The sequence below is a fragment of the Pseudomonas sp. P4_C4 genome, assembly GCF_056402055.1.
In genome coordinates, this window is sequence record NZ_JBFUID010000022.1 from 71628 (window position 1) to 88795 (window position 17168).

Consider the following 17168-nt stretch of genomic DNA (forward strand, 5'->3'; position numbering starts at 1 on the left):
TGCCTGGGGCATGCCTGAAAAAGATGACCGCTGGCCCGAGAAGAAAGTTCTGGGTACTGACCGCAAGCGAACCTGCAGCCCAGTCAAGAGAGCATGCACGGCGAACATGACAGAGAAAAAACGCAACCATCACATCTGTCGGGTACGACGGGCGATGTCGGCCCAGCCCCCCAACAATCCTCGTAGCTGGCCATCTGCCGTGTAAAACGGCACCGTCCACTGGTAGATATCCCTGACGCCTTCCTTGAACATCAATTGACGCTCGAAAAAGCGCGTCCTGCGCGTACTCAACTGCGCCAGAAACTCGGCATGCAGCAGTTCCGCGGTTTGTCTGGGCATGACATCGACCTCGATCAACTGCCGCCCCTGCATCCGGTCAAAACGTGTCGACAAGGCGTCCTCATAACTTTTGTTGCACATGATCAAGCGCCCTTGCAGATCACGGACAAACATCGGGTCAGGCATGGCATCCATCAGGGCATGCTGGAAGGCGAGCTGATCGCGCAGGCTCCTTTGGGCCTCGACCCGTTGCCTGACCACCACCGCCAACCGCCGATTCCAGAGCAGGGACAACAGCCCGAACAGGCTGAGCACAAACATGCCCCAGCAGACCCACTGGTCAATCCGCTGCCAGAGACCAGGCGGCTGTGGCACGGTAGCGCCGCCGAACCACTTCAGGCGAAGGTCGCGCAGCTCCTGCGCAGGAAACGCCTCAAGCGCCTTGTTGAGGATACTCAGCAACTGCGGCTGACCTTTGCGCAACGTCAGATAATCCGCATCCCATTTGCCCGGCACTACAGCCCCGATCTGCAGCCGACCCGACGGAAAATGCTGGGCGCCGATTTCGTTTTCGATGGTGACGTAGGCTTCGTCGCTTTCAACCCAGGCACGGGCTTCGGCGTAGGTTTTAACCGAACGCAATTCGATGGACGGATAATCACGACGGATCACCGCTTCCAGTGCATGCCGGGTCGGCAGCACCAGTACCCGCGTCGCCATATCCTCCAGCGACTGCACCGGCGGCGCCCCAGCCTGCCCGACAAAGACCCATCCGGCACCGCCGAACGCATGGCTGAAATCGAGAAATACCTTGCGTTCGTCATTCATCGCCAGGGTCGTACTCAAATCCGCCGCGCCGCTTTCCAGATGGGCCAGCATCTGATCGGTGGAAAAAGACTGTTCGTAAACGAACTGCAACCCCGTCATGTCACTGATGCGCTTGAGCAGATCACTGTTCAAGCCCGTCCATTGGCCATGTTCATCCTTGAACAGGTACAACGGATATTCCAGTGCCGTGACCACGACCCGTGGATGGCTGGCCATCCATTGCAACTCCTGGTCATTCAGCACGACCTTTGAGTGGGGGGCAGACATCCCGCGTTCCGGAATCGATGCAGGGTTCGCCCCTCCCCATTCGGCGATTCCCAGCATGCCGAATAAAAACAGCCAGCGTGCGACTGGCTTGAACACACTTGTAAACAGCATTCCCACGTCCTTGGTGATCCATTCGCCTGTCCCTTCGCGGCGATAACACGACAAGTGTGCATGCAGAAATGAAAAAGCCCGTCAGGAGACGGGCTTCAAAATGTAACAGCGCTGACCGGTTACAGCGGCTTGCCGCGGTTGCCATGCTGACTGACAAAGGCCTGCACGGCCTTCAGGTCATTTGGCAATACGGTGCAACGTTCGTCTCGTTCAAACAAATCAGAAAGATGTGCAGGCAGCTCGAGCGCTTTTCCTACACCGGCTTTTTCCACGGCGTCCGGGAATTTGACCGGGTGGGCGGTGCCCAGGATCACCATTGGAATGTCCAGGCTGCGACGGCATTCCCGCGCAGCTTTCACGCCGATGGCCGTGTGTGGATCCAGCACTTCGCCAGTCTGCTCGTAGACTTCAGCGATGGTTTCGCAGGTTTGCGCGTCATCCACGGCCAGCGAGTCGAACAACTTGCGGGCTTCGGTCCAGCGCTCTTGCTCGACGCTGAAACCGCCGCCCTGCTTGAACGAATCCATCAGCCCGGCGATGGCCGCACCGTTGCGACCGTGCAGGTCGAACAGCAGGCGTTCGAAGTTCGACGACACCATGATGTCCATGGACGGCGACAGCGTGGCGTGCAGGGTTTCCTTGACGTACTGGTTGCCGCTCATGAAGCGGTGCAGGATGTCGTTGCGGTTGGTGGCGACGATCAACTGGTTGATCGGCAGGCCCATGTTGCGCGCCAGGTAACCGGCGAAGATGTCGCCGAAGTTGCCGGTCGGCACCGAGAACGCCACCGAACGCGCCGGGCCGCCCAGCTGCAGGGCCGCGTGGAAGTAGTAAACGATCTGGGCCATGATCCGCGCCCAGTTGATCGAGTTCACGGCCACCAGGCGAGTGCCCTTGAGGAAACCCTGGTCGGCGAAGCTCGCCTTGACCATTTCCTGGCAGTCATCGAAGTTGCCTTCGATGGCGATGTTGTGGATGTTCTCACCAAAAATGGTGGTCATCTGCCGACGCTGCACTTCGGACACGCGGTTGTGCGGGTGCAGGATGAAGATGTCGACGTTTTCGCAGTGCTTGCAGCCTTCGATGGCGGCCGAGCCGGTGTCACCGGAGGTGGCACCGACGATCACCACGCGCTCGCCGCGCTTTTCCAGCACGTAGTCGAGCAGGCGACCGAGCAATTGCAGGGCGAAGTCCTTGAACGCCAGGGTCGGGCCGTGGAACAGCTCCAGCACCCATTCGTTGCCGTTCAGCTGACGCAGCGGCGCAACGGCGCTGTGGGCGAACACGCCGTAGGTTTCTTCAAGGATTTTCTTGAAATCGGCGTCGGGGATGCTGCCGGTAACGAACGGGCGCATGACCCGGAAGGCCAGCTCGTGATACGGCAGGCCGGCCCAGGACGCGATTTCTTCCTGGGTGAAACGTGGCAGGTTTTCCGGGACGTACAGACCGCCGTCGGTGGCAAGGCCTGCCAGCAGGACGTCTTCGAAATTCAGGGCCGGTGCCTGGCCGCGGGTACTGATGTAACGCATGACTGACTCCAATGGACAGTGTTCGTAGTGCCGGGCCCGCAAGCGAACCCGCTCAACGATATCGGCTTAGTTCAGGTGCTCGACACGGATCCGTACAACCGGACCGACCACACCCGCCAAGGCTTCCAAAGCAGCGATGGCGTCGTTGATGTGCTGTTCCAGCACGCGGTGGGTCAGCAGGATCATCGGCACCAGGCCGTCGTGCTCCTCGGCTTCCTTCTGCATGATCGACTCGATGTTGATGCCGCGCTCCGAGAGGATGCTTGCGACCTGAGCCAATACGCCCGGATGGTCCTTGGCCTGAATACGCAGGTAGTAGGCGCTTTCGCAGGCTTCGATCGGCAGGATCGGGTGAGCCGACAGCGAATCCGGCTGGAATGCCAGGTGCGGCACCCGGTTTTCCGGGTCGGAAGTCATGGCGCGGACCACGTCCACCAGGTCGGCGATCACCGACGAAGCGGTCGGTTCCATGCCGGCGCCAGCGCCGTAGAACAGGGTCGAACCGGCAGCATCGCCGTTGACCATCACCGCGTTCATCACGCCGTTGACATTGGCGATCAGGCGATCGGCCGGGATCAGCGTCGGGTGCACGCGCAGTTCGATACCCGCCGCGGTGCTGCGCGCCACGCCCAGGTGCTTGATGCGGTAGCCCAGCGCTTCGGCGTAGTTGACGTCGGCGGTGGTCAGTTTGGTGATGCCTTCGGTGTAGGCCTTGTCGAATTGCAGCGGGATACCGAACGCGATGGACGCCAGGATCGTCAGCTTGTGAGCGGCGTCGATACCCTCGACGTCGAAGGTCGGATCGGCTTCGGCGTAACCCAGTGCCTGGGCTTCGGCCAATACGTCTTCGAAGGTGCGACCCTTCTCGCGCATTTCCGTCAGGATGAAGTTGCCGGTGCCGTTGATGATACCGGCCACCCAGTTGATGCGGTTGGCCGACAGGCCTTCGCGGATCGCCTTGATCACTGGAATACCACCGGCTACCGCCGCTTCGAACGCAACGATCACGCCCTTCTCGCGGGCCTTGGCGAAAATTTCATTACCGTGAACGGCGATAAGTGCCTTGTTCGCGGTGACCACATGCTTGCCATTCTCGATGGCCTTGAGTACCAGCTCGCGGGCAACGGTGTAGCCGCCCATCAGCTCTATAACGATGTCGATCTCAGGGTTCGTGGCCACTTCGAAGACATCGTTGGTAATCGCAATACCGGTCGTTTGGAACTGAGGCTTTGGCGTGCGCATGGCAATTTGTGCCACTTCGATCCCACGCCCGGCACGACGAGCAATTTCCTCGGCGTTGCGCTGAAGTACGTTGAAGGTACCGCCACCGACGGTTCCTAACCCACAGATGCCTACTTTGACCGGTTTCACTGTGAACTCCCCATAAAACGGCCGACTCGAGGCCGGCCGTGAAAACAACCGCAGACTCGCGGCTCTCTATTGATGGCCCGGCGAATGTCGCTACCGGACCATGATCGTCAAGGCTTGCCGTGACGATGCGAATTTACTTTGCGCCCAGCGCCAGTTTGGCGACTTGTGGCGCAGGCTGGTAGCCCGGAATGACCTGACCGTCGGCCAAAACGATGGCCGGTGTACCGTTCACGCCGATCGACTGGCCGAGTGCGAACTGTTTGGAAACCGGGTTATCGCACTTGGCGGCCTTGATTTCCTTGCCGTCGACCATTTTATCCATGGCCGCCTTCTTGTCCTTCGAGCACCACACCGCTTGCAGCTGTTCGTCACCCGGCGAGCCCAGGCCCTGGCGCGGGAACGCGACGTAACGCACTTCGATGCCGCGCTTGTTCAGCTCAGGCACTTCGGCATGCAGTTTGTGGCAGTACGGGCAGGTGGTGTCGGTGAATACGGTGATGTGCGACTTGGTTTCGCCAATGGCCGGGTAGACAACGGTTTCGGCAACCGGGATGTCGTTGATCAGCTTGGAGATCCCCTGGCGCTCGGTTTTCTCGGTCAGGTTGACCGGCTTGCCGTCCTTGAGATCGAACAGGTAGCCCTGAACTACGTACTGGCCGTCGGCACTGGCATACAGCACGCGGCTGCCTTTGAGCTTGACTTCGTACAGGCCTGGCAACGGGCTGGCGGTGATGCTTTCCACTGGCACTTCGAGCTGGAGGTTTTCCAGGCTTTTACGAATGGCTTTGTCGGCCGCGTCATCGGCGACGGCAAAGGTGCTGACCAACGCAATGGCTGCGGCGGCGAAAATCTGGGTCAGACGCATGAGAACTCCTGAAGGCGAACATATGGGACGATCAGAACGCCCGTGCCGAAACACCGGGTCATAACCGCCCATCGTGCAAACTGGCCCAGCCTATCACATAAGGTTCGCATGGCCGAATGCACCTGATGCAAGACATTGTGATCACCACAACCCCCTGTGGGAGCGAGCTTGCTCGCGATGACGGCATCACATCCAAAACATGTATCGACTGTCAGGCCGCTATCGCGAGCAAGCTCGCTCCCACAGGGTTTCGGTTAACCCCGGGGGTGGTGTTTGGCATGCAGATCCTGCAGCCGTGCCCGGGCAACATGGGTGTAGATCTGGGTCGTCGACAAGTCGCTGTGCCCCAACAGCATCTGCACCACCCGCAGGTCTGCACCGTGGTTGAGCAGGTGCGTGGCGAAGGCATGACGCAAGGTGTGTGGCGACAGTGACTTGCCGATCCCCGCCACCTTGGCCTGATGCTTGATCCGGTGCCAGAAGGTCTGGCGGGTCATCTGCTCGCCACGCTGACTGGGAAACAACACATCGCTGGGACGCCCGCCCAGCAGTTCACTGCGCGCATCACGCATGTAGCGCTCGACCCAGACAATCGCCTCCTCACCCATTGGCACCAGTCGCTCCTTGCTGCCCTTACCCATCACCCGCAACACGCCCTGGCGCAAATTGACCTGTTCCAGGGTGAGGCTGATCAGCTCGGTCACCCGCAAGCCGCAAGCGTAAAGCACTTCGAGCATGGCGCGGTCGCGCTGACCGATGGCTTCGCTCAGATCCGGCGCCTTCAGCAGCGCTTCCACGTCTGCTTCCGACAAGGATTTTGGCAATGGCCTGCCAAGTTGCGGCATATCGACGCGTAACGTCGGATCGACTGTAATCAACTTTTCCCGTAGCAAGTAGCGATAAAAGCCACGCACACCCGAGAGAAATCGAGCAGTGGAACGAGGCTTGTAGTTTTGCTCCAGGCGCCAGGCCAGGTGGTCGAGAATCAACTCTCGCCCGGCATTGACCAGCTCCAGTCCATTGTCCTGTAACCAGCCGTTGAACAACGCCAGGTCACTACGATAGGCGTCTCGAGTGTTATCGGAGAGACCTTTCTCCAGCCAAAGAGCGTCGAGAAACTGGTCAATCAGGGGATGATCAATGGCAGGCATAAAGGCTCAGGCAAGACCGGCAATACGGCCAGGGAAGATAAATCGCAGACAACAAAAAAGCAGCCCGCAGGCTGCTTTTTTTTGCATCGGAAGCTGGACTTAAGCCAGTTTTTCCTTGATGCGAGCTGCTTTACCCGACAGGTCGCGCAGGTAGTACAGCTTGGCTTTACGTACGTCACCGCGACGCTTGACAGCCATGCTGTCGATTTGCGGGGAGTAGGTCTGGAAAGTACGCTCTACGCCAACACCGTTGGAGATTTTACGAACGGTGAATGCACTGTTTACGCCGCGGTTACGCTTGGCGATAACAACACCTTCGAACGCTTGCAGACGCGAACGGTCGCCTTCCTTCACTTTCACCTGAACGACAATGGTGTCGCCCGGGGCAAAGGTAGGGATCTCTTTGGTCATCTGCTCTGCTTCGAGTGCAAGGATGATTTTGTTAGTCATGCTGTGCTCCTAAGGTAAATCGTCGGATCTACCATCGATACGTTGTTAACTATCGTCCCGCTCGCGGATGTATTCCTCGAGCAGCTTCTTCTCTTCTCCAGAAAGCGAGCGGCTTTCCAGAAGATCGGCGCGTCGTTCAAAAGTCCGACCAAGGGACTGCTGTAAACGCCAACGCCGGATGTGCGCGTGATTGCCACTTAGCAATACGTCGGGAACACGCTGATCCGCATACACCTCCGGTCGGGTGTAGTGCGGGCAATCCAGCAAACCATCCGTAAAGGAATCTTCCTCGGCGGAGTCCGCATGCCCTAAAGCTCCAGGCAGCAGTCGTGTAACCGCATCGATCAGGACCATTGCCGGCAGCTCGCCGCCAGACAGTACATAGTCGCCAATCGACCACTCTTCATCGACATGAGCATCAATAAAACGCTCGTCAATGCCTTCATAGCGGCCGGCAATCAGGATCAATGCATCCAGATTCGCCAACTCGCGTACCGCCGACTGAGTCAGTTGACGGCCTTGGGGGGACAGGTAAATCACCTTCGCCGCCTCCCCGGCTGCTGCCTTGGCCTGAACCAGAGCATCTTCCAGGGGCTTGATCTTCATCACCATGCCCGGACCACCGCCAAACGGGCGATCGTCCACAGTGTGATGTCGATCCGTCGTGTAGTCTCGCGGATTCCAACAGGTGAGCTGCAAGAGCCCCTGTTTCACCGCCCGACTGGTGATGCCGTACTCGCTGATGGCGGAAAACATCTCGGGAAACAGACTGATCACTTCTACGCGCAAGTTAGCCACGCTTAGAAATCCGCGTCCCAATCCACCTTCATCTCGCCCGCGGCCAGGTCGATGGCCAACACGCATTGCTCCGTATAGGGCAACAGGCGTTCGCGATCATCCAGGCTGCCAGCGCAAGGCTTGACCACCATGACATCGTTCGAGCCGGTCTCCAGCAGGTGATCGATTTTCCCGAACAGTTGTCCGAGAGTGTCGATGACCTTGAGACCTTCCAGCTGGTACCAGTAGTACTCGCCGTCGGTGAGTTCAGGGAACAGGTTGCGCGGCACGCAGATCTCATAACCGGCCAGAAGACGAGCTTCTTCGCGATCATCGAGACCCTTGAGCTTTGCGACCAGGAACTTGTCGTTCCCGCGTCCGCTGACCAGCTCTACCTGCTTTACATTGCCGTCACGCTTGAGCGTCCAGGTTTTGTAGTCCAGCAGGTTTTTAATCGGATCAGTAAAGGAGTACACCTTCACTTCGCCGCGAACGCCGTGAACAGAATAAATCTTGCCGATAACGATCAAATCATCAGCAATGGCTGGCGTCGCGTTCATATTGCTCAGGCCGCAGCCTTAGCAGTTTCCTTCAACAACTGAGCAACGCGCTCAGAAGGTTGTGCACCAACGCTCAGCCAGTAGGCTACGCGTTCTTGGTTCACGGACAGACGAACTTCCTGACCACGAGCAACAGGGTTGAAGTAGCCAACCTGTTCCTTGTGCGAACCGTCGCGCGGGTTGCGGCTGTCGGTTACGGTCAAGTGGTAAAACGGGCGCTTTTTGGAGCCGCCAAGGGCAAGACGGATTGTTAGCATGTGAACATCGTTCCTGTAGTCGGTGCTGCAAATCTAAAGGCACAGCGGGCATGGGTGCCCGAAAGGCCGCATATTCTAAGGAATATCCGGACTTTTGCAAATGACTTTTTCCGGCGGTCTATCGGCCGCCATGCAGATTTGCTATAGAGCCGTCGTTGAAAACGGCCGGTCAGCTCCCGCCAAGTGCGGGTTTGCTGTATATCCCACGTCCGTGTGGGGCTGCGCCGACCTGATGGCCGGCGCGAATTCATTACATTTTAGGCATGCCGCCGCCGGGCAACATTCCGCCCATGCCGCGCATCATCTTGGCCATTCCGCCTTTCGCGGAGAACTTCTTCATCATCTTCTGCATCTGCTTGTGCTGCTTGATCAAGCGGCCTATGTCCTGCACCTGAGTGCCAGAACCCATGGCGATCCGACGCTTGCGCGAACCGCTGATCATCTCAGGGTCGCGGCGCTCGGCCGGGGTCATGGAGTTGATGATGGCTTCCATCTGCTTGAATTGTTTCTCTGCCGCGCCCTGGGCGTTGCCCATCTGCGCCAGATTCACGCCGCCCATGTTCGGCAGCTTGTCCATCAGGCCGCCGAGGCCGCCCATGTTCTTCATTTGTTGCAGCTGATCGCGGAAGTCTTCGAGATCGAAGCCCTTGCCCTTCTTCAGCTTCTTGGCCAGTTTGTCGGCCTTGTCCTTGTCGAGGGTCGCTTCCGCCTGCTCGATCAGGCTGAGTACGTCACCCATGCCGAGGATGCGCGAGGCGATACGCTCAGGATGGAACGGATCGAGCGCTTCGCTCTTCTCGCCCATACCGATGAACTTGATCGGCTTGCCGGTGATCGCACGCACCGACAGAGCGGCACCGCCACGGGCGTCGCCGTCGACCTTGGTCAGGATCACACCGGTCAGCGGCAATGCATCGCCGAAGGCCTTGGCCGTGTTGGCGGCATCCTGGCCGGTCATGGCGTCGACCACGAACAGGGTTTCGACCGGGTTGATCGCGGCGTGCAGGGCCTTGATCTCGCCCATCATCTCTTCATCGATGTGCAGACGACCAGCGGTATCGACGATGACCACGTCGATGAATTTGAGTTTCGCTTCCTTAATAGCCGCTTGCGCGATCTCGACCGGCTTCTGGCTCAGGTCGGACGGGAAGAAGGTAACGCCGACTTCACCGGCGAGCATTTCCAGCTGCTTGATCGCCGCGGGACGGTAAACGTCGGCGGACACCACCATGACCGACTTCTTCTTGCGCTCTTTGAGGAAGCGCGCGAGCTTGCCGGCAGTGGTGGTTTTACCAGCGCCCTGCAAACCGGCCATCAGGATGACCGCTGGCGGCACGGCGCTCAGGTTCAAATCTTCGTTGGCCGCGCCCATCAGGCTTTCAAGTTCGGCCTGGACGATCTTCACGAAGGCCTGGCCCGGCGTCAGGCTGCGCGACACCTCGGTACCGACGGCACGCTCCTTGACCGAATTGACGAAGTCCTTGACCACCGGCAGGGCGACGTCGGCTTCGAGCAACGCCATGCGCACTTCACGCAGGGTGTCTTTGATGTTGTCTTCAGTCAGCTTGGCCTTGCCGGTGACATGGCGCAGCGTCTGCGAGAGACGGTCGGTTAAGTTTTCAAACATTGCGCGATCCTTTCAGGCCCTGTGTAGACCGGGATAATGGCGGCCCGGACCGGACTAAACGTGTGCTCGGCGAGCCTGCGGCGTGGGCAGGTCGCGGATTATAGCGAAGACTGTGGCCGGCGGACACCTCGCTGTCGGGTTGCGCGGTCTTTCGTGCGGCGGGGGTTCTATGCCAAACTCAGCGACTTTCGGGCTTGCCTAACAGGATTTATGCTCCCCTTGTCACCCAGCTTGCTAACTACCCTCGCCGCCGCCTGCTTGTATGCCGCTGCGACCATTTACCAGGGCACTCGCCTGGCTTCCGGCGCCAAGGCCAACAAACGCCTGCTGGTCATGCTCGGCGTGCTCGCCGTATTGGCCCATAGCGCCAGCCTGCTCACCCACCTGCTGACCCCGGGCGGCCTGGCCCTGGACTTCTTCAGCGCCGCCAGCCTGATTGCCGTGGCGGTCATCGCACTGACCCTGCTGGCCTGCTCGCGGATTCCGGTAGAGAACCTGCTGATCCTGCTGTTCCCGCTTGGGGCCTTGACCGTGTCACTGGCGCATTTCGCGCCGGCCGGTACGGTGCAGGTCATCGATGAAGAGCCTGGCATCCTCGCCCACATCCTGCTTTCGATTCTGGCCTACGGCATGTTCACCATCGCGGTGTTCCAGTCCTTGCTGCTGCTGGTTCAAGACCACCAGCTCAAGCACAAGCATCCCTCCGGGCTGATCAAGAACTTCCCGCCACTGCAAACCATGGAAAGCCTGCTGTTCGGTTTCCTCTGGGCCGGCTGGACGCTGTTGTCGCTGTCGCTGATTTCCGGCTGGCTGTTCGTCGAGAACCTGTTCGCCCAGCATCTGGTGCACAAAACCCTGCTGGCCTGCCTGGCCTGGGTCGTCTTCAGCGTGCTGCTGTGGGGACGCAATCGCCTCGGCTGGCGCGGGCACAAAGCGATTCGCTGGACCCTGGCCGGTTTTTGCCTGCTGATGCTGGCGTATTTCGGCAGCAAGCTGGTTCGTGAATACATCCTGCATATCTGACGGGCGGCATTAATGGACGACTTGCCCATAGGGCCGATGCTCGCGGTAGTGACCCTGCTGATTTTATGGTCGGGGCTGTTTACCGCCATCGAAGCGGCGCACCAGCATTTGCTGGCCCAGCGCACCGCAACGCGCTCCAGCGACAAACCGGTGGCGAAACTCAGCTTCCCCCTGGCCAGCCTGATTTTTTGCAACACCCTGTGCCGTGCACTGGTGGTAGTCATCAGCACCTTGCTGGCCATTTTCACCTGGGCCGAGAACGGCCCGTGGGTCGCCTGCCTCGGGACGGGTGCCATGTTGCTGGTGTTTTCCGACTACTTGCCACGCGCCCTCGCCACCCGCTATCCGGATGCGATCCTGGCCCAGGGCAACAATCTGCTGCGGGTGCCGCTGAAAATCATCTATCCCGCGGCATGGCTGCTCAATAGCATCAGTCAGTTGCTGACGCGACCATTCGCCCGTAAAACCAAAGTAGTGCAACAAAGTGAAGACGAGGCGCTGACGGAGCGGCATGCGCCCTCCGAAACCGTAAGCCGCCCTCACCCGCTGCCAGGCATCCACGCGCTGGACAACATCACCGTCAATGACATCCTGGTACCGCGCAGCGACGTGGACGGCATCAATCTCGATGACTCCATCGAAGAAATCATCGAACAATTGCGCCACAACAAGCGCACGCGCCTGCCGGTGTTCCACAGTGATATCAACCAGGTCGAAGCCGTCCTCAACACCCGACACATCCTTCACTTGCTGCCCGATGCGATCCTGACCAGGGAAGCGTTGCTGGCGGCCAGCCACGAGCCGTACTTCGTGCCGGAAAGTACCCCGTTGCAGTTGCAGCTGCTCAACTTCCACAAGCAGCAGCGGCGCCTGGGCATGGTGGTCGACGAATACGGCGAAGTGCTGGGCATCGTCACCCTGGAAGACATTCTCGAAGAAATCGTCGGTGAGTTCGAAAGCCAACACAGCGTGGACAATCCGCACATTCATCCGCAAGCCGACGGACGCCTGGTGATCGACGGTGCCGCCTCCATTCGCGAGCTGAACAAGAGCCTCGGCTGGCACCTGCCCAGCGATGGCCCGAAAACCCTGAACGGCTTGGTCACCGAGGCCCTGGAAACCATTCCCGAAAGCACGGTGTGCCTGAAGATCGGCCGCTACCGCCTGGAAATTCTCGAGACCGAGGACAACCGTGTCACGCGGGTGCTGATCTGGCAGACCAGCTCGATGCCTGTGGTTATCTAAAACCCGACACAAATCCCTGTGGCGAGGGGGCCCTCTTGCTCGATCGTTAGCCACCTTCCTATAATCGAACCGCTTACCCAAGCCTCGCCGGCCCCGTGCTTACCCCGCACTTCACAACTTCCGGCCTGTCCACCCGCAAAGCCCGCAACAAACCGACGACTGTTCCTACCTTGAACAGCGACCGTGCCTCCACCCACATCCCTGGGTTCTCGACCATAATAATTCGCTCCACTGGAGCACATGACTGTCAGGGATAACCGCATGACGACCAGCACGACTTACAGCGACTCCACACCTGCACAACCGACGAACTCCGCCACCCGCGTGGCCACCGCGAGTTTCATCGGTACCGCCATCGAGTTCTACGACTTCTACGTCTATGCCACCGCCGCCGCGCTGGTGATCGGTCCGGTGTTCTTTCCGCAGACATCCGGCACCGCCCAGATGCTTTCGGCGTTTCTCACGTTCGGCATCGCCTTCCTTGCGCGCCCCTTGGGTTCGGCCCTTTTCGGTCACTTCGGCGACCGTATCGGCCGCAAGAGTACCCTGGTCGCCTCGCTGCTGCTGATGGGCGTGTGCACCACCCTGATCGGCGTTCTGCCGGGTTACGACAGCATTGGCGCCTGGGCACCGGTCCTGCTGTGTGTCCTGCGCTTCGGCCAGGGCTTGGGGCTGGGCGGCGAATGGGGTGGTGCGGCGTTGTTGGCCACGGAGAACGCACCCAAAGGCAAGCGCGCGTGGTTCGGCATGTTCCCGCAACTGGGTCCATCCATCGGCTTTCTGGCGGCCAACGGCCTGTTCCTGACCCTGGCCGTGGTTCTGGATGATGAACAGTTCCGCTCATGGGGCTGGCGTATTCCGTTCCTGCTCAGCGCCGCACTGGTGATGGTCGGCCTGTACGTGCGCCTCAAGCTGCATGAGACCCCCGTGTTCGCCAATGCCATGGCACGCCAGGAACGGGTGAAGATCCCCCTGTTCGAGCTGTTCGGCCAATACTGGGCGCCCGTATTGCTGGGCGCTGGCGCGATGGTCGTGTGCTACGCGCTGTTTTACATCTCCACCGTGTTTTCCCTGAGTTACGGTGTGACAACGCTCGGCTACAGCCGCGAAACCTTCCTCGGCCTGCTGTGCTTCGCGGTGCTGTTCATGGCTGCCGCCACCCCGCTGTCGGCCTGGGCCAGCGACCGTTACGGGCGCAAACCGGTACTGATCATCGGTGGTGTGCTGGCGATCCTGTCAGGGTTCCTCATGGAACCGCTGCTGACCCAAGGTTCGACCTGGGGCGTGGCGCTGTTCCTGTGCATCGAGCTGTTTCTGATGGGCGTGACGTTTGCGCCGATGGGTGCGCTGTTGCCGGAGCTGTTCCCCACTCACGTGCGCTACACCGGCGCTTCGGCGGCCTACAACCTGGGCGGTATCGTCGGTGCGTCCGCAGCGCCGTTCTTCGCCCAGAAACTGGTGGCGATGGGCGGGTTGAGTTACGTCGGCGGTTATGTGTCCGGGGCGGCGGTGCTGAGTTTGATTGCGGTGCTGTGCCTGAAGGAAACGCGGCATAACGATTTGAATCAGGTCGCCTGACAGACCGCCATCGCGAGCAGGCTCGCTCCCACAGGTTGAGTGTCGTTCACAAAATGCTGGTACGACACATATCCCTGTGGGAGCGGGCTTGCCCGCGATGGCGCCCTCACTGACAAAACACCCCCCGAAAAACCACAACTTTCCCCCACCCATTGTCACCTCGCTCTACGCGCATCGGCTCATCCCCGCTATACTTCCCGGCTTTTCCTGAATAAATGCCAATAGGGTCCCGCCGCGCATGGATAAGACCTACCAGCCGCACGCCATTGAAACTTCCTGGTACAACACCTGGGAGTCAGAGAATTACTTCGCCCCGCAAGGCGCGGGCGAGTCCTACACCATCATGATCCCGCCGCCGAACGTCACCGGCAGCCTGCACATGGGTCACGGCTTCAACAACGCGATCATGGACGCCCTGATCCGTTTCCGCCGCATGCAGGGTCGCAACACCCTGTGGCAGCCGGGCACCGACCACGCCGGTATCGCCACGCAGATGCTGGTAGAGCGTCAGCTCGAAACCAAGGGCCAGAGCCGCCATGACCTGGGCCGCGAGAAATTTCTCGAGAAAGTCTGGGAGTGGAAGGATGAGTCCGGTGGCAACATCAGCCGTCAGATCCGCCGCCTCGGCTCGTCGGTTGACTGGAGCCGCGAGCGCTTCACCATGGACGACGGACTCTCGGAAGCCGTTAAAGAAGCTTTCGTACGCCTGCACGAAGACGGCCTGATCTACCGCGGCAAGCGCCTGGTCAACTGGGACACCAAGCTGCACACGGCGATTTCCGACCTCGAAGTGGAGAACCACGACGAGAAAGGTTTCCTGTGGAACCTGAAATACCCGCTGGCCGACGGCGCCAAGACCGCTGAAGGCAACGATTTCCTGATCGTCGCGACCACTCGCCCGGAAACCATGCTCGGCGACTCCGCCGTGGCCGTTAACCCGAACGATGAACGCTACAAAGCCCTGATCGGCAAATTTGTCGAGCTGCCACTGGTTGGCCGCCGTATCCCGATCATCGCCGACGATTACTGCGACCCTGAATTCGGCACCGGCTGCGTGAAAATCACCCCGGCCCACGACTTCAACGACTATGAAGTCGGCAAGCGTCACAACCTGCCGCTGCTGAACATCTTCGACAAGAACGCAGCCGTTCTTCCAGCGTGCCAGGTGTTCAACCTCGACGGCACGCTGAACGAAACCATCGACGGCAAGATCCCGGCCGAATATGCCGGTCTCGACCGCTTCGAAGCGCGCAAGCAGATCGTCGCCGCGTTTGACGCTGCCGGCCTGTTGGTCAGCGTTGACGATCACGCCCTGAAAGTGCCGAAAGGCGACCGCTCCGGCACCGTCATCGAGCCTTGGCTGACCGACCAGTGGTACGTGTCCACCAAGCCATTGGCCGAGCCTGCGATTGCCGCCGTTGAAGACGGCCGTATCCAGTTCGTGCCGAAACAGTACGAAAATATGTACTTCTCGTGGATGCGCGACATCCAGGACTGGTGCATCAGCCGCCAGCTGTGGTGGGGCCACCGGATTCCGGCCTGGTACGACGAGTCGGGCAAGGTCTACGTCGGTCGCGACGAAGCCGAAGTTCGGGCCAAGCACAACCTCGGACCGGACGTTGCGCTGCAACAGGACAATGACGTTCTCGACACCTGGTTCAGCTCGGGCCTGTGGACGTTCTCCACCCTCGGCTGGCCGGAAAAAACCGAGTTCCTGAAGAAATTCCACTCCACCGACGTCCTGGTGACCGGCTTCGACATCATTTTCTTCTGGGTTGCCCGGATGATCATGCTCACCATGCATTTGGTGAAAAACGAAGACGGCACGCCGCAGGTACCGTTCAAGACGGTGTACGTTCACGGCCTGGTGCGTGACGGCCAAGGCCAGAAAATGTCCAAGTCAAAGGGCAACGTCCTTGACCCGCTGGACATCATCGACGGCATCGAGCTGGAAGAACTGGTGCAGAAACGCACCTCCGGCATGATGCAGCCGAAACTGGCGAAGAAGATCGAGAAGCAGACCCGCGACGAGTTCGCCGAAGGCATCGCCAGCTACGGCACCGACGCCCTGCGCTTCACCTTCTGCTCGCTGGCGTCCACCGGTCGTGACATCAAGTTCGACATGGGTCGCGTCGAAGGCTATCGCAACTTCTGCAACAAGATCTGGAACGCGGCGCGCTACGTGCTGGACAAGGGCGAAGACTGCGGCCAGAACGGCGAAGCCTTTGAGCTGTCCCTGGCTGACCGCTGGATCATTTCGCAGCTGCAACGCACCGAAGCCGAAGTGACCCGCCAGCTTGACCAGTTCCGTTTCGACCTGGCCGCGCAAGCCTTGTACGAGTTCATCTGGAACCAGTATTGCGACTGGTACCTGGAACTGTCCAAGCCTGTGCTGTGGGACGAAAACGCACCGGTCGAACGCCAGCGCGGCACCCGTCGCACCCTGGTTCGCGTACTGGAAGTCGCCCTGCGCCTGGCGCACCCGTTCATGCCGTTCATCACCGAAGAAATCTGGCAGCGCATCGCGCCGCTGGCGGGCATCGATGGCAAGACGATCATGCTGCAACCTTGGCCGGTGGCCAACGAAACACGCATCGATCAGGCCGCCGAAGATGACATCGAATGGCTCAAGGGCCTGATGCTCGGCACTCGCAACATCCGTGGCGAAATGAACATCGGCCCGGGCAAACCGCTGCCGCTGTTCCTGAAGAACGTCAGCGCCGAGGATCAGCGTCGCCTGACCGAGAACGAAGCCCTGCTGAAGAAGCTGGCCCGCCTCGAATCGATCACCGTGCTGGCTGCTGGCGAAGAAGCACCGCTGTCCGCTACCGCTCTGGTCGGCGAGATGGAAGTGCTGGTGCCAATGGCCGGCTTGATCGACAAAGGTGCGGAACTGGCGCGTCTGGACAAGGAAATCCAGCGTCTGCAAGGTGAAGTGCAACGTGTCGGCGGCAAGCTGTCCAACGCCGGTTTCGTTGACAAGGCGCCAGCCGAAGTCATCGAGAAAGAACGCGCCAAACTGGCCGAGGCCGAACAGGCCCTGGGCAAACTGGCCGAGCAGCATGCGCGGATTGCCAGTTTGTAACGGCAAGTCGCGATGAAAGAGGGAGGCCCGGGTGGCCTCCCTTTTTTATCCAAAAACACAACAAATCCCCTGTAGGAGCTGCCGCAGGCTGCGATCTTTTGATTTTGTTTTAAATCAAAATCAAAAGATCGCAGCCTGCGGCAGCTCGCCATACCCGAATCGACC

At 59.8% G+C, this 17168-nt stretch carries 14 protein-coding genes; 4 read left to right on the forward strand and 10 right to left on the reverse strand.

All coding sequences use genetic code 11. From position 1 onward, the window contains the following. Positions 1–129: 129 nt before the first annotated feature. From AC1DXW_RS13715 to ffh, 10 genes are all read right to left on the reverse strand, one after another. Complete coding sequence (locus AC1DXW_RS13715; RefSeq protein WP_477754253.1) at positions 130–1485, reverse strand: transporter substrate-binding domain-containing protein; 1356 nt, start codon at positions 1483–1485, stop codon at positions 130–132. Between the two features lie 119 nt (positions 1486–1604). Further along, positions 1605–3014, reverse strand: a complete 1410-nt coding sequence (thrC, locus tag AC1DXW_RS13720; protein ID WP_223459908.1) for a threonine synthase — start codon at positions 3012–3014, stop codon at positions 1605–1607. Positions 3015–3080: 66 nt separating this feature from the next. After that, positions 3081–4385 carry a homoserine dehydrogenase gene (locus AC1DXW_RS13725; RefSeq protein ID WP_007998527.1) on the reverse strand — a complete coding sequence of 435 codons (1305 nt, stop codon included), beginning with the start codon at positions 4383–4385 and terminating at the stop codon, positions 3081–3083. A gap of 133 nt (positions 4386–4518) precedes the next feature. Next, entirely contained in the window at positions 4519–5250 is a 732-nt protein-coding gene (dsbC, locus tag AC1DXW_RS13730) for a bifunctional protein-disulfide isomerase/oxidoreductase DsbC (RefSeq protein ID WP_477754254.1), read from the reverse strand. 254 nt (positions 5251–5504) lie between these two features. Next, positions 5505–6401: a site-specific tyrosine recombinase XerD gene (gene xerD / locus AC1DXW_RS13735; RefSeq protein ID WP_477754255.1), complete on the reverse strand. Its 897-nt coding sequence runs from the start codon at positions 6399–6401 to the stop codon at positions 5505–5507. A gap of 99 nt (positions 6402–6500) precedes the next feature. Beyond that, the gene (rplS, locus tag AC1DXW_RS13740; protein ID WP_003175895.1) at positions 6501–6851 is read right to left on the reverse strand and encodes a 50S ribosomal protein L19; all 351 of its coding nucleotides are present in this window, start codon (positions 6849–6851) and stop codon (positions 6501–6503) included. A gap of 45 nt (positions 6852–6896) precedes the next feature. Continuing rightward, the gene (gene trmD / locus AC1DXW_RS13745) at positions 6897–7649 is read right to left on the reverse strand and encodes a tRNA (guanosine(37)-N1)-methyltransferase TrmD (protein WP_007897583.1); all 753 of its coding nucleotides are present in this window, start codon (positions 7647–7649) and stop codon (positions 6897–6899) included. 2 nt (positions 7650–7651) lie between these two features. Continuing rightward, positions 7652–8188 (reverse strand): ribosome maturation factor RimM, encoded by a 537-nt coding sequence (gene rimM, locus AC1DXW_RS13750; RefSeq protein WP_150754524.1) that lies wholly within the window; start codon positions 8186–8188, stop codon positions 7652–7654. Positions 8189–8193: 5 nt separating this feature from the next. Continuing rightward, positions 8194–8445 carry a 30S ribosomal protein S16 gene (rpsP, locus tag AC1DXW_RS13755; RefSeq protein ID WP_108214983.1) on the reverse strand — a complete coding sequence of 84 codons (252 nt, stop codon included), beginning with the start codon at positions 8443–8445 and terminating at the stop codon, positions 8194–8196. Between the two features lie 250 nt (positions 8446–8695). Further along, positions 8696–10072 (reverse strand): signal recognition particle protein, encoded by a 1377-nt coding sequence (gene ffh / locus AC1DXW_RS13760; RefSeq protein WP_056726162.1) that lies wholly within the window; start codon positions 10070–10072, stop codon positions 8696–8698. A 210-nt stretch (positions 10073–10282) separates the two neighbouring features. On the opposite strand from ffh, the gene AC1DXW_RS13765 reads away from it, so the two are divergent. The 4 genes from AC1DXW_RS13765 to AC1DXW_RS13780 all read left to right on the forward strand — a co-directional run bounded on the left by AC1DXW_RS13765 (position 10283) and on the right by AC1DXW_RS13780 (position 17003). Then, positions 10283–11095, forward strand: coding sequence for a cytochrome C assembly family protein (locus tag AC1DXW_RS13765; RefSeq protein ID WP_477754505.1), 813 nt, complete (start codon positions 10283–10285; stop codon positions 11093–11095). A gap of 12 nt (positions 11096–11107) precedes the next feature. Then, entirely contained in the window at positions 11108–12340 is a 1233-nt protein-coding gene (locus AC1DXW_RS13770; protein ID WP_477754504.1) for a transporter associated domain-containing protein, read from the forward strand. Between the two features lie 261 nt (positions 12341–12601). Then, positions 12602–13918 carry an MFS transporter gene (locus AC1DXW_RS13775; protein WP_477754503.1) on the forward strand — a complete coding sequence of 439 codons (1317 nt, stop codon included), beginning with the start codon at positions 12602–12604 and terminating at the stop codon, positions 13916–13918. Between the two features lie 238 nt (positions 13919–14156). Beyond that, complete coding sequence (locus AC1DXW_RS13780) at positions 14157–17003, forward strand: valine--tRNA ligase (protein WP_477760093.1); 2847 nt, start codon at positions 14157–14159, stop codon at positions 17001–17003. Positions 17004–17168: the final 165 nt, after the last annotated feature.

What these genes read in the sequence shown, in the direction of transcription:
- AC1DXW_RS13715 (WP_477754253.1), bottom strand. Translation starts at nt 1,485, where the DNA reads ATGCTGTTTACAAGTGTGTTCAAGCCAGTCGCACGCTGGCTGTTTTTA.
- thrC (WP_223459908.1), bottom strand. Translation starts at nt 3,014, where the DNA reads ATGCGTTACATCAGTACCCGCGGCCAGGCACCGGCCCTGAATTTCGAA.
- dsbC (WP_477754254.1), bottom strand. Translation starts at nt 5,250, where the DNA reads ATGCGTCTGACCCAGATTTTCGCCGCCGCAGCCATTGCGTTGGTCAGC.
- xerD (WP_477754255.1), bottom strand. Translation starts at nt 6,401, where the DNA reads ATGCCTGCCATTGATCATCCCCTGATTGACCAGTTTCTCGACGCTCTT.
- rplS (WP_003175895.1), bottom strand. Translation starts at nt 6,851, where the DNA reads ATGACTAACAAAATCATCCTTGCACTCGAAGCAGAGCAGATGACCAAA.
- rimM (WP_150754524.1), bottom strand. Translation starts at nt 8,188, where the DNA reads ATGAACGCGACGCCAGCCATTGCTGATGATTTGATCGTTATCGGCAAG.
- rpsP (WP_108214983.1), bottom strand. Translation starts at nt 8,445, where the DNA reads ATGCTAACAATCCGTCTTGCCCTTGGCGGCTCCAAAAAGCGCCCGTTT.
- ffh (WP_056726162.1), bottom strand. Translation starts at nt 10,072, where the DNA reads ATGTTTGAAAACTTAACCGACCGTCTCTCGCAGACGCTGCGCCATGTC.
- AC1DXW_RS13765 (WP_477754505.1), top strand. Translation starts at nt 10,283, where the DNA reads ATGCTCCCCTTGTCACCCAGCTTGCTAACTACCCTCGCCGCCGCCTGC.
- AC1DXW_RS13770 (WP_477754504.1), top strand. Translation starts at nt 11,108, where the DNA reads ATGGACGACTTGCCCATAGGGCCGATGCTCGCGGTAGTGACCCTGCTG.
- AC1DXW_RS13775 (WP_477754503.1), top strand. Translation starts at nt 12,602, where the DNA reads ATGACGACCAGCACGACTTACAGCGACTCCACACCTGCACAACCGACG.
- AC1DXW_RS13780 (WP_477760093.1), top strand. Translation starts at nt 14,157, where the DNA reads ATGGATAAGACCTACCAGCCGCACGCCATTGAAACTTCCTGGTACAAC.